Here is a 12,706-nt window from a genome sequence, read left to right as displayed (position 1 = left end):
TTTTGTTTTTATAGTTTTCCTAAATCATTAAAAAACCATATGTCGCAATAATTATTGCGACATATGGTTTGATGATAGTCTTAAATCAACTTGATCCTCTGATATAACCTCCATAAAATTTTCCCCCCATTCATATAATGAATCAAGGATAGGCATTAGACTTTGTCCATGATGTGTTAAGGAGTATTCCACTTTAGGGGGGACAACCGGGTAAACTTCTCGATGAACAATTCGATTATCTTCCAACTCCCTCAATTGGTTTATAAGTATTCTATGCGTAATACCTGGCATAAGCGACTTAAGTTCACTAAACCGCTTCGTTCCCTCTTTACCTAAATGCCATAAAATCAAAACTTTCCATTTCCCTCCAATAACTGCAAGTGTTAACTCTTTTTCACAATTATATGATTTTCCGCAAACATGACCCATTTTACTCATCCTATTCCCAAAATAAATTAAATCACATTACTCCAACTATGATCACAGAAATCCCTGAAACTTTTCTCTCCAATAAGAATCGAAACCAATACCACTATTACTGTTCGCCAATTAATGAAACCATCAAAAATATATAAGCTAACTCTGTTATTCCTATCCTTATGCAATGCCGTTATTGAATTCTTTTTCTATTACATATTAAGCCTGCTAACATTAGTTATACAACTGTCAGAAATTAAATAAAAATCTTAAAAAAGAAGGAAGTGTTCATTCACAGATATTGTGTGCCAGGTGAGGAATTAGGATTTGGCTGGGGGAGAAGTAAAATTAAAAATACAAGGAAAGATAAAAAGTTATTCATTGGCAGTTTTTACTTTACCCAATAGCAACTATCGTTTTGCAAGATTATATGAATCCGAATTTCACCGCCTAGTTAATGAACATGCCTGGAACACCAAGAAAAATAAACTTAGCGTTCAACTAAGTTCATCAGGCTCGAAAGTCATTCTACCAGTCATTGTTAGGCATTTATTAGAAAATATGTACAAGTATCTTAAAGACAAATTATCACCTTATCTTGAACAATTTTTGCCTCTATTTATGGTACGGTTCCCCCTTCATAATCCGAAATGCTCGATAGATTTGCTCCAACAACACCACTCTCATTAACTGATGAGGAAAAGTCATTTTAGAAAAAGACAGAGCATAGTCGCTTCTTTCCTGCACTTCTTTACTTAACCCTAATGACCCACCGATAACAAATACCATCTTACTTTTTCCATGCACCATTAAGCTTTCTAACTTTTTGGAAAACTTTTCCGATGTAGGCATATCTCCCAATATTTCCAGGGAAATAACGTAGGCATCTGAGGAAATTTTCGACAATATTTTATCCCCTTCTTTCCTTTTTACTTCCTCTTGCTCTGCTTCACTCATATTTTCTGGAGCCTTTTCATCCGCTACTTCTAATAAATCTATATTTGCATATGAACCTAACCTCTTCGTGTATTCTTGTATCCCTTGTTTTAAATATTTCTCTTTCAACTTTCCTACACAAATAACCGTTATTTTCACCATTTTCACCTCATATACTTTTATATGTAACATTTCTATTATCATAACATATGGCAACTTATTTGATTTTTCTAATCATATACTATAATCTTTAGAATAGGTAAATATTAGTTAGCCCTTAACAATGGAGGCGATTACATGGAAAGAATAATCTTTATTGAAACTGGAACTGGCATCGATGTACATGGCCAAAACATTACGAAAGCATGCTTAAGGGCTGTTGAAAATGCGATCCATTACAACTCCATGCCAGGAATTAAACATTACTTACCCGAGGAAAACCTACATAACATGAGAGTCAACGTTCGCTTAGCAGTACCCAAGGACAAAGAAAATGTAGATGTAGCACGTGTTAAAGAGGAGATTCCCTACGGTACAGTTACTGTGGAAGTAATGGATGGTGGTATGACAACCACTTCTGGCATTGTATTAGAGGATAAAGAAGATAAAAATGACCTCATGTATATTGTCAATGCCGCAGTAGAAGTTGGATATTAAATTATTATATGGGGAGGAATTGTATGTCGTTTATCGCAAATCCAAAACGTTATCATGAAATACCTTACAACCGTTGCGGGCACTCTGGTCTAAAGCTGCCAGCGCTGTCCTTTGGATTGTGGAACAACTTTGGTGGGGAAGATGCATTAGAAAACCAGCGCAGGATGCTGACTAGAGCATTTGATTTAGGCATTACCCATTTTGACTTAGCGAATAATTATGGTCCACCGCCTGGTACTGCTGAAAGGAATTTTGGACGTATTCTGAAAGAGGATTTTGCCGCTTATAGAGATGAATTAATCATTTCGACTAAAGCAGGATTTAAAATGTGGGATGGACCATATGGAGATTGGGGTTCAAGGAAATATTTAATTTCAAGCCTTGACCAAAGCTTAAAAAGAATGGACCTCGATTATGTTGATATATTTTACCACCATCGCCCAGATCCAGAAACACCTCTCGAAGAAACCATGTCTGCACTCGATCACATTGTACGACAAGGAAAAGCCCTTTATGTCGGAATCTCTAACTACAACGATGATCAAACACAACAAGCCATCAGAATTCTAAGAAAACAAAAGACTCCATTTATTATTCATCAAGCCAGATACTCGATGCTTGATAGAGGGATTGAAAATGGACTTACAGATACACTGACAGACAATGGAATTGGCTGTATTGCCTATGTTCCATTAGCACAAGGCCTACTGACAAACCGCTATTTGAATGGCATACCAAAAGACTCCCGCGCAGCAAAGGATTATATCCCATTCTTAAATGCAAAAGATATTTCTTCTGATGTCTTACAAAAAATTAACTGTTTAAATGATATGGCTAAAGAACGCGGCCAAACACTAGCACAAATGGCGCTCGTATGGGTACTACATCAACAATCTGTTGTTTCTGCTTTAATTGGCGCAAGTCGTGTCAGTCAAATAGAAGAAAACGTAAAAGCATTAGAGCATACATCTTTTACTCAAGATGAATTAAATAAGATTGAAGAAATTTTAAACTCATAAGCATTTAACAACGGCTGTCACCTTTATTGCTGATTGGTGACAGCCGTTAGTATTTTTATCATGTGAACAATCGTCCGTAAGACCCCCACTTCCAGATTTAGATAAAAAAAGGATAAGTGAGGGCGATAACGGACGCTGGCACCCTGATAAGTATCGCTAACCATCCGTGGGAACGCTCCACGGATGGAAGTCTCTCTTTATATCTTATATTGACTTATTTGATGGTTTAATTGTTTGCTTGAGCTTGTAACAACCTCTAACCCTTGGTTCACTTCTTCCACTGCAGCATTCATTTGTTGGGAAACCGCCGCAACTGACTCTGCATTAGTAACATGATGACTGGCTGACTGCTGAATTTGTTTGGAATATTCGCTTACTTCCTGGATACGTCGATGTACCGTTTGAATTAGCTTGACCATGGACTGGTGATGCTCTGCAATATTCGTTGTAGCTTGATCCATGTAATGAAAATGCTGACTAGAGCAATCAATATATTGCTTCGCCTCTATCGCTTGATCTTTCGTAGCATTCATTTGATCGACCGCCATATTTTTTTGGCCCTTAATTTGTTCAATCATGTCATTTACTTCTTCTGTTGCTTGTTTAGATTGATCTGCTAACTGCCGTACTTCATCTGCTACAACAGCAAAGCCTTTGCCACTTTCACCAGCACGAGCAGCTTCTACCTGTGCATTTAGAGCGAGTAAATTGGTCTGGCTAGCGATTTGTTGAATGGATTGCACTACTTGATCTATTTGCTCCATTTGTTGATCTAATTTGTTTATTTGGGTGACCGAGTGATACATGCTTTTTTCCATTTCATTTGTCTGCTCTTGCATCTCCTTCATATCATGCATGCCTTGAGTTGCTCTATGGTTCGCATCTTCCCCAGTGGATTGTAACTCCTTTGTATGCTGAAAAACGTCTTTCACTACTAAATCGACTTCCCTCAAGTGCTGTGTGGATATCTCCAGATCAGTAAGTTGAGTTTGCGATTGAGCAGCAATGTCACTAATGGATTGTGCTACTTCGTCTACCCCTTTTAACGTTTCATTCATTTGATTAGTAAGTTGCTCCGCTGTTTTAGTTGTGGTATGACTATGTTGTGTTACTTCTAAAAATATAGAGCGAATCGAATCTTTCATATGATTAACACTCTCCGTGAGCCGACCTAATTCATCTTTCGTCTGAACGCTTAATGGCTCTATCGCTAAATGACCATCTGCAATTTCACTTACATGGGATGACATTACAACAATTGGCTTTCTAATATATTTTTGTGTTACTAAACTAAGCAAAATAGCTGCAATGACAGCAATAACTCCCATGATAATGTTAGACTGCATTGATTGTTCACTGCGGAAAACAGATGCTTTTGTATAATTGGTAATAGACTGCTGTAATTGTTCCTGCAATGTCTCCATTTCTCCACTCGCCCGATCAAAAAATGCGATACTTTTATATAATTCATCCTGTGCCACATCTAACTGCTTGCCTTGAGCAGCCCCCACCACATTTCCAGCTATTGCTTGATAATTCTCCCAAGCCTCTATAAATGCTTGATATGTTCCCATCATATCGGACTGCTGATTAGATTGTACATAGTTTTCAATGGCTTCTAAATCCTGACTAATGGTGGACTCAGATGTTTCAATTTCATCTGCCATATTTTGAACACTGACACTCATAGTTGTTCTAGAGATTTCTTGTATTTTATTGTTCATTTGATAAAGATGTTGATAACTTTGCGTCATTTTAAACATGATGGGTATGTACTCTTCATCCACTGTTCTATTGGTATCTGCAATAACAGAAGCATTATAATAATTCCAAATCATACTTACGAAAAATAACAATAAGAATAGAAAAAAACTAATCAATAATCTCGCTTTTAATGTCAATTTATCTATCTTCATTTTCTTATCCCCCTTTAAAATGACCCTATTCCATTCTACAAAACGGGGAAAGGGATAGGAATAAAGTTTCACAAAATTTAACAGTAAATTTACATTAAGGCTATTGAATGATAAACATAATTAGGTCTTTTGGCTTAAACGATGATAAAATTGGTTAACACCAAGTTTATTGCCTAGCACTGATCTTTATTCAGAACGGAAGAAAGCAAATCCATAAAAGAGTTATTTCGCAGTTTATGTTTTTGGTGCAGTATTTTTATGCTTTCTAACGTATAAAGAAAAAAGGTTGATTGCTATGTTGCAGTCAACCTTTTTTCGATAATCTTTTTTATGTTACGTATGAGACACAATAAAGGAAGCTTGTCCGTCTAAGTGATAAGAATCTATAGTAGTAGGTAAAATAAAGTGATCACCTTTTTTCACATCAAAAGTACTTTCTCCAACCTCAAGACTCGCTTCCCCTTCAATAACACTTACCTGCAGGAAATCTTCCGTTAAAGTTTGACTGCAGCCGCCATCTAATTGCCAATGATAAACACTAAAATATTGCTCCTCTACAAGCTTTTTTACCGTTAATCCCTCTTTCGTTGATTCTGTTTGCTCCAAGTTAGGAGAAACATGAGGGACAGTCGTCACTTCTTTTGCTTGTTGGAGGTGGAGTTCTCTCGTATTTCCTTTATCATCTGTTCTGTCATAATCATAAACTCGATATGTAATATCTGAGCTTTGTTGTGTTTCTAAGATCACGATTCCCTTGCCAATTGCATGAATCGTACCGCTTGGGACATATACAAAATCTCCAGTCTTTACTTTAACCTTACGTAATAAATCATCCCATTTTCCTTTGTCTATCATATCTTCTAATTCTTTTCTTGATTGTGCGTGATGACCAATAATCAATTCAGCACCCTCTTCAGCACTTAGCACATACCAACATTCTGTTTTTCCATAAGACTCATTAGCAATCTCCCTTGCATATTGGTCATCTGGATGGACTTGTACAGAAAGATTATCATTAGCATCTAAAATTTTAACTAATAGTGGATAAGCTTCGTCAAGATCCGTTGTTTTATTAAACAACTCACCATGTTTTTCCCATGCGTCTAATAAATTCATTCCTTTTAACGGACCATTTGTTATTTTACTTGGGCCATTTGGATGTGCAGAGATAACCCATGCTTCACCTGTTTTTTCATATGGAATGGTATAGGAGAACTCTGTATGTAATTTCTTCCCTCCCCAAATACGTTCTTGAAACACAGGCTGCAAAAATATTGGCTGTTGATACATCTTAACCTTCCTCTCCGTATTATCACTACTGTAAAGATACTATATTCCCTTTTCTAAAATCAACAAAAAAATCACCAATTATCCACATGTGCATACACAAAAAGATATATTTATACAGTTATTCACATAGCTAGTAACAAAAACCCCGGTTTATACACAGAGTTATCCACATACTAACAAAACACGGAGTACATATCGTATAGGAATTGGTGTTCTATACAATATATAGCCAAATATCCTCAGTTTTATCAACAATATGTGGATATATAAATAAAGATGTGGATAAAAGCACTTTCTTTTACCCACATCTTCTATCCTTAATACGATAATGTTGATAATTGAACGGTTGTTCCGTTTTCTTCCCCATCTCTATAATAGGTGATACTTAGTTCCTCTCCAACACTTTTTTCAACATATAAGTGCTTTCGTAAATCGACAATATCATGAATTGGCTGCCCATCTAATTCTGTTATGACATCATATGGCTCTAAACCACCTTGATCAGCAGGAGACATTGGTTCTACACTGCGGATATAAATACCTCCATCCACATTTTGTGGGAGGTTTAAGCTGCGTTGCCATTCAACTTGTGATATATCATCTAAAGAATAAGCTTCTACACCTAGATAAGCTCTTGTTACCTCTCCATCTCTTTCTAGTTCTTCTATAATAGGAATAGCATCATCAATAGGTATAGCAAAACCGATGCCTTCTACTGCTGATTCCGCTATTTTCATGGAGTTAATCCCTATTAGCTGTCCTTCCATGTTTATTAGAGCCCCGCCACTATTACCAGGGTTAATCGCTGCATCAGTTTGAATAACTTCCGCCTGCCAGTCAGCACGTCCATCTCCATTGAAATCTTGTGGTATGGCACGTTGTTTACCACTAATAATCCCTTGTGTCACAGATCCAGACAAATGCATGCCGAGTGGATTACCAATTGCTATAGCCGGCTCTCCAACATGGACATTTTCAGATTGTCCTAAGTCAATCGTTTGGTTGACATGGCTAGCATCCATTTCAATAACAGCTAAATCCGTGAAAACATCGCTTCCGACAAGTGATGCTTCCACTCTTGTCTCATCAGATAATACAACCTCGACTTGATCTGCTCCTTGAATAACATGATAATTGGTCACAACAAATGCACGTTCTCCATCTATTTTATAAATTACACCGGAACCTGTTCCTTGCTCTCCTGATTGCTCTTGCTGCCAAAAGCTTTGTTGGGACTGAATGTTCAAAACCCCAACCACGGTTGGCATGACATTCCCTATTATTTCTGTTAAACGTGTTGAAATATCTACCTGTACATTTTGAATATTAGGAGACGTTTCATTCGTATCCTTATCTTCCTCTTCTAAATTTTGTGCTTGTTCATTCCCATCTATCACAATTTGATAAGGTAACATATTGTTGGCAACTAATGATGGCAATAATATGGCAAATAAAAATGCGCCTAGCAATATACCAATTACAAGTGTTATCAACCAATTAGATTTTGTTCGTTTCTTGGTCGAGCGATAATGGTCATCATAATAACCCAAAAGACATCACCCTTTACTTTTTATTCTAACTACCCTACTTCATAAAGCGGTGTCGGTACCTTAGGATCTGTATCATGCAAGGATAGATGATCACCAATAGCATGTCCATATTCTGTTAAACCATTCGCCACAGACATACGGGCTAAATCCTTCATATTGTTATCTTTACTTAAATGGGCTAAATAAATACGCTTTGTATTATCACTGATAATATCTTTTAAGGCTAAAGCACAATCTTCATTCGAAACATGCCCTGTATCGCCCAGGATACGACGTTTTGTACTCCAAGGATAACGACACATTCTCAGCATTTCGGTATCATGATTTGCTTCAAATATTAGAGCGTCTGCTCCTTCTACCGTCTTTTTGATTCTTTCGGAAACATATCCTAAGTCTGTAACTAAGGCAACTTTTTTCCCCTCATGATGGAAGGTATAAAACATTGGGTGTGCCGCATCATGTGATACAGCAAAAGATTCCACATCTATATCGCCAAACGTTTTCGTTTCTTCCATATTAAAAATAAATTTTTGATCCAACTCAATTTTACCTATTGACTGATCCATTGCTTTCCATGTTTTTTCATTTGCATATATTGGCAACTGATATTTTCTCGCAAATATACCAAGACCTTTAATATGGTCACTGTGCTCATGCGTTACCAAAATCTTAGAAAGCGAATAAGGGTCTACATTAATTTCATGAAATAGCCGAGTCATTTCTTTTCCGCTTAAACCAGCATCGACTAATATTTTTTCTTTCTCTGTTCCTATATAAAAAGCATTCCCCGTACTACCTGACGCTAAAACACTAAACTGTAATGTCACGTTACTCCACTCCAATTGACAACTCTAAATTTTCTATGATTTGTTCTACATATTCCTCCAAATCCTCTTGTTCCCAATCTTCATTAACTGATTCAATCTCTGCTTCTGTGTGATCTCCTAAATAATCTACTACTTGATCTTCCACCATTTCTATGACAAAGTCATTTTTATCCCTTGAAGCAAAATGCCCTTCAATAGCATTGACAAAAAAGTATTTATCTTCATTTACTTCGATCTCCCATGTAGGGGTTAACACTTGTACACCGTTTGGCAATGGAAGCAAGTTGTGATACCCAATCGCAACATCTGTTACTTCATCACCAGATAATAATTTGCCATTGTAATATAATGTCGAAACCGCATCAATTGATCTAATCAGATCCTCTTCTTCTGGCTTCTCCTCTGCTTCTTCTAAAGCAGTTTGTACATAGCGAATCATATCTCCATCCTCATTCAATTGTACAAGTAATACACCACTTTGATTAAAAAAGATCGGATGCTCTAATTCTTGAAAGAAGATCAAAGTGTTACTTTTTTCATCTTTTCCATAATACGTATAAGCTTGACCATTCCAGATATGATCCTCCAAGGTTTCCATTGAACCTTCGACTTCCATTTCAACCGGTTCGTCTAATGTAGAAATAATCAAGTGATCATCGACTACAATAGGGTTTTGATTAGGTAATTCACCTATTTCTCCCATTGTTTCCTCAAAAATTTCCTTCCTTTGCGCATACAACATCTCAGCAGAGGTTGGTTCTTCTGGAATCTCCTCTAACCCATTGATATTTGTCCTTAAATTATCCTCACGAGAATACTCTGGAAGAAAAGGGAGTTCTGATTCTTGGTTATTAATGAATTGGTGAAGCAAAAAAATATCAAGGATAAGAAAACAAAATATAAAAAGTGTTTTAATTTGTCCCCACTGCACTTTTTAAAAACCTCCTTGATTTAATGAGCTCGCACCAGTAATGAACTCCCAACCAAAATATGTCTCAATACACCAAGTTGGAATTAAATCAAATATTTGACCACCTGGCTGCTGTTCAATACGATACCCTAATTTGATGTTGAAAATTTGATCTAATGAATAAGTTTCACTCTGCTCTAGATAATGTAACAACTCGTCCCCATCCATAAGCTCCATTTCTGCTCGATCATAAGAATACGTTAGCTCTAATAATGAACGGTTATAATGATACACATTTTGACCGTGTAAGGTAATGTTAATGGTATCTATTCCTGTATTGGAAAACACCGGAAAGTTATCATAAGACATTCGATATTCAACATGATTGTTAGGTTCATTTAAACGATATAGTTGATATTGGACTCCTTCATCCACTAACCAGCCATTGTGTGAGTTAATATAGCCAATAGATTGGGATATCAAGTATTCCCCATTATTTGATAACATATTTTCTTGCTGCTCACCTTGACTTTCCTTCGCTGAGAAATTCGTATATTCCATTGAGTAACCATCCACAATCATTTCTCTGTTTCCATCAGTATATATTTGTCCACCGTCTGGGTTAGGTGAATTTATAATTGCAGATGGGTTTCGAAATAGAATACTTTGAAGAGCATTAGAATCAGGACTAATGGATTTAAATCTAAATTTGCGTCCTTCTATATGAATATCTCGCGGTATATATACTTGTTTATTGTTTTGCAAATTAACTGTTAAGAATGGTTGGAAGTCTTCCGACATTAATTTACGTTCAAAGTATTCTCTTACTTCAGGCATATTTTGGATATTAGCTTGAACATTGATCCCATTTTGATCACCACTTTCAAATACGATATGGTCACCCATTCGATCATCACTTAAATAAATTAGGATTCGCTTAAAGTAACTATCGTACACCAGCGTATCATCGATAGAGAACATTTCACTAATATAGCTAGTTGGAAGCACTGTTGGGAACGTTACTTCGACTACATCTGTACTGTTGGATAAATCAAAAGTTTCTTGCTCTGGTGCCATTTCAAAATCATAAAGCGACCATTGCATCATATCTTGAAAAAATTGACGCTCCATTTGCTTGTCTTCTAGCCCTAATAAACCTTGATTAACATGAAAAATGAACTGTGACGGCTTGATTAAGTCCCTTTTGGTTTGTTCTACTCCATTTAATTGTGCATCAATTGGTTGACCATCCCCTGCAATATCATATTCGCCTTGGTAATTCCAAATGGCTAATGTCAATATTAAACTGAGGGCAACTAAAAAAGTTAGAAGTATTGATTTGAGAAATTCCACTCTCATAAGCTACTCCCCCTCTTTCTATAGGTCAAAGGTAGCGTAAAATAAATGGTAGTCCCTTGCCCTTCTCTGCTGGAAGCCCATATATGGCCATGATGTGCTTCTATGATTTCCTTTGATATAGCTAAGCCTAAACCAGTGCCTCCAAGTTCACGTGATCTCGCCTTATCGACACGATAAAAACGATCAAATATCTTATCGACTTTTTCTCGAGAGATACCCAACCCCTGATCTTTAATACTAATCCGTACCCTCTGCTGTTCTTTTAACAACTGAACCGTTATGGTTCCACCTTCTGGTGAGTACTTCATGGCATTAGACATTATATTATCAATCACTTGAGTGATCTTGTCTGGATCAACCCAAACATAGAGATTGTCTTCAGATATCTCCCGCTTGATATGGATACGCTCCTGCTTGTTCATTTCAAAACGATCCATAATTTGATGGACAAACGGTATAATGTCTATCTTTTTTTTATACATCATTTTTTCTTTATGATCCATTTTCGATAATTGTAACAAATCGTTGACCAATCGAATCATTCGTTCAGTTTCATTCTGAGTTACTCGCAAGAAATTTGGAGCAATCTCTTTATCCTTCCAAGCTCCATCTGTAAGTGCTTCTAAATAACTTCTCATCGTCGTTAAGGGTGTTCTTAATTCATGTGAAACATTAGAAACAAATTCTCGTCTTTCTCTATCTACTTTTTCTTGCTCGGTTACATCACTGATCACCGTAATCAAGCCAGTAAAATGGCCGTCTTCGTCATGTACCATAGAAAAATTAGCCTTGATTAAAAATAGTTCATCATCATTACTAAAATCAATAGTTAATGACCCTGTCTCCTCTAATTCCTTTACATCAATCACTTTATCTTCCATTTGTAATACCTGTACAATAGATTGTCCTTTTGCTTCATACAAGGACATGCCGATCAAATGTGATGCTGGATCATTCATTAATGTAATAGCACCTGTTTCATCTGTTGCTATCACACCATCAGACATATTTGAAAGAACAGAGCTTAGTTTGCGGCGCTCTTCCTCTGTCGTATGGTTAGCTTGCTTTAAACGATCGTTCATATCATTAAATGTCACCGCTAACTGCCCAATCTCATCTGTCCCATACACATTTACTTTTTTAGAAAAGTCACCTTTTGCCATAACCATGGCTTGTTTTCGCATTTCGGTTATAGGTTTTGTTATCGTACGAGCAATCAAAATACCTAAAATAATAGAAACAATGATAGCTAGTACAGTACCATTTAAAAAAATTTGATTAATGCGCTGCAGTTGAGCATAAACTTCTTCCATCGATGCTTCCACATGAATAGCACCCACTGGTGTATCACCATCTTTAATCGGCACTGTCCTTACCAGAACTCTATCATCTGTATATTGATTACGCATAATTTCGTCATCGGGCTGTCCGAAACGAAGAGCGACGGTTACACCGCTTTCTTGTGTCATTCTCTTACCAACTCGTTCCGTTTGCCCCTTCGCTCCGATGACACGGAATTGTGAATCAATAACTTGTAAATCTGTGAAAATATCATTAGGATATCGACTAATAATGTTTTGTACATCTTCCTGTAAGGAGGGACCTTGTTTATCCTCTGGTCTTTCTTTTTGAAACGCTTCTTCTAAATTAGTGACTAATACTTGCAAGCGATCATTAATATTATTATAAAAGTTTTCTTCAAGACTTTGCTCCAGCTGTTGAGCAAAATACGTACCAATCACTTGGATTGCAAGCAACAAAAATAATGTTAAGATCACAATGATTTTTAATCTTATCGATTGAAAAAATCCGACTCGTTTCATTT

The 12,706-nt window shown here is 36.6% G+C and carries 11 protein-coding genes; 2 read left to right on the top strand and 9 right to left on the bottom strand.

Annotated features, from left to right (window positions below):
- Nucleotides 1–51: 51 nt before the first annotated feature.
- Together hxlR and rlmH are read right to left on the bottom strand one after the other, a co-directional pair.
- Entirely contained in the window at nucleotides 52–429 is a 378-nt protein-coding gene (gene hxlR, locus GHD00_RS14140) for a transcriptional activator HxlR (protein ID WP_163538807.1), read from the bottom strand.
- Nucleotides 430–1,032: 603 nt separating this feature from the next.
- A complete protein-coding gene (gene rlmH, locus GHD00_RS14135; protein WP_481810390.1) occupies nucleotides 1,033–1,515 on the bottom strand; it encodes a 23S rRNA (pseudouridine(1915)-N(3))-methyltransferase RlmH in 483 nt (160 codons plus the stop codon).
- Nucleotides 1,516–1,650: 135 nt separating this feature from the next.
- On the opposite strand from rlmH, the gene GHD00_RS14130 reads away from it, so the two are divergent.
- Together GHD00_RS14130 and mgrA are read left to right on the top strand one after the other, a co-directional pair.
- Nucleotides 1,651–2,010, top strand: a complete 360-nt coding sequence (locus GHD00_RS14130; protein WP_163538806.1) for a Lin0512 family protein — start codon at nucleotides 1,651–1,653, stop codon at nucleotides 2,008–2,010.
- A 23-nt stretch (nucleotides 2,011–2,033) separates the two neighbouring features.
- Nucleotides 2,034–3,029: an L-glyceraldehyde 3-phosphate reductase gene (gene mgrA, locus GHD00_RS14125; RefSeq protein ID WP_163538805.1), complete on the top strand. Its 996-nt coding sequence runs from the start codon at nucleotides 2,034–2,036 to the stop codon at nucleotides 3,027–3,029.
- Between the two features lie 197 nt (nucleotides 3,030–3,226).
- Here the strand turns inward: mgrA and GHD00_RS14120 are convergent, their stop codons facing one another.
- The 7 genes from GHD00_RS14120 to walK all read right to left on the bottom strand — a co-directional run bounded on the left by GHD00_RS14120 (nucleotide 3,227) and on the right by walK (nucleotide 12,704).
- The gene (locus GHD00_RS14120) at nucleotides 3,227–4,945 is read right to left on the bottom strand and encodes a methyl-accepting chemotaxis protein (RefSeq protein ID WP_163538804.1); all 1,719 of its coding nucleotides are present in this window, start codon (nucleotides 4,943–4,945) and stop codon (nucleotides 3,227–3,229) included.
- 333 nt (nucleotides 4,946–5,278) lie between these two features.
- On the bottom strand, nucleotides 5,279–6,235 hold the full coding sequence (gene manA, locus GHD00_RS14115; protein ID WP_163538803.1) for a mannose-6-phosphate isomerase, class I: 957 nt from the start codon (nucleotides 6,233–6,235) through the stop codon (nucleotides 5,279–5,281).
- Between the two features lie 317 nt (nucleotides 6,236–6,552).
- On the bottom strand, nucleotides 6,553–7,785 hold the full coding sequence (locus tag GHD00_RS14110) for a S1C family serine protease (RefSeq protein ID WP_163538802.1): 1,233 nt from the start codon (nucleotides 7,783–7,785) through the stop codon (nucleotides 6,553–6,555).
- 29 nt (nucleotides 7,786–7,814) lie between these two features.
- Nucleotides 7,815–8,612 carry an MBL fold metallo-hydrolase gene (locus GHD00_RS14105; protein WP_163538801.1) on the bottom strand — a complete coding sequence of 266 codons (798 nt, stop codon included), beginning with the start codon at nucleotides 8,610–8,612 and terminating at the stop codon, nucleotides 7,815–7,817.
- Nucleotide 8,613: 1 nt separating this feature from the next.
- The gene (locus GHD00_RS14100; protein WP_163538800.1) at nucleotides 8,614–9,543 is read right to left on the bottom strand and encodes a two-component system regulatory protein YycI; all 930 of its coding nucleotides are present in this window, start codon (nucleotides 9,541–9,543) and stop codon (nucleotides 8,614–8,616) included.
- Between the two features lie 3 nt (nucleotides 9,544–9,546).
- Nucleotides 9,547–10,881: a YycH family regulatory protein gene (locus tag GHD00_RS14095; protein ID WP_163538799.1), complete on the bottom strand. Its 1,335-nt coding sequence runs from the start codon at nucleotides 10,879–10,881 to the stop codon at nucleotides 9,547–9,549.
- Nucleotides 10,878–12,704, bottom strand: coding sequence for a cell wall metabolism sensor histidine kinase WalK (gene walK / locus GHD00_RS14090; RefSeq protein ID WP_163538798.1), 1,827 nt, complete (start codon nucleotides 12,702–12,704; stop codon nucleotides 10,878–10,880). Before walK ends, GHD00_RS14095 begins: the two co-directional genes overlap by 4 nt.
- Between the last annotated feature and the right edge of the window lie 2 nt (nucleotides 12,705–12,706).

The organism is Gracilibacillus sp. YIM 98692 (genome assembly GCF_010993965.1).
Taxonomy (GTDB): domain Bacteria; phylum Bacillota; class Bacilli; order Bacillales; family Amphibacillaceae; genus Gracilibacillus.
The sequence above is the reverse complement of the archived record's forward strand: the minus strand, read 5'-3'. Positions and strand labels throughout refer to the sequence as shown.

Bases quoted from the DNA above. Each gene is read 5' to 3' on its own strand.
- GHD00_RS14095 (WP_163538799.1), bottom strand. From the start codon at position 10,881: ATGAGAGTGGAATTTCTCAAATCAATACTTCTAACTTTTTTAGTTGCC.
- GHD00_RS14120 (WP_163538804.1), bottom strand. From the start codon at position 4,945: ATGAAGATAGATAAATTGACATTAAAAGCGAGATTATTGATTAGTTTT.
- walK (WP_163538798.1), bottom strand. From the start codon at position 12,704: ATGAAACGAGTCGGATTTTTTCAATCGATAAGATTAAAAATCATTGTG.
- GHD00_RS14130 (WP_163538806.1), top strand. From the start codon at position 1,651: ATGGAAAGAATAATCTTTATTGAAACTGGAACTGGCATCGATGTACAT.
- hxlR (WP_163538807.1), bottom strand. From the start codon at position 429: ATGGGTCATGTTTGCGGAAAATCATATAATTGTGAAAAAGAGTTAACA.
- rlmH (WP_481810390.1), bottom strand. From the start codon at position 1,515: ATGGTGAAAATAACGGTTATTTGTGTAGGAAAGTTGAAAGAGAAATAT.
- manA (WP_163538803.1), bottom strand. From the start codon at position 6,235: ATGTATCAACAGCCAATATTTTTGCAGCCTGTGTTTCAAGAACGTATT.
- mgrA (WP_163538805.1), top strand. From the start codon at position 2,034: ATGTCGTTTATCGCAAATCCAAAACGTTATCATGAAATACCTTACAAC.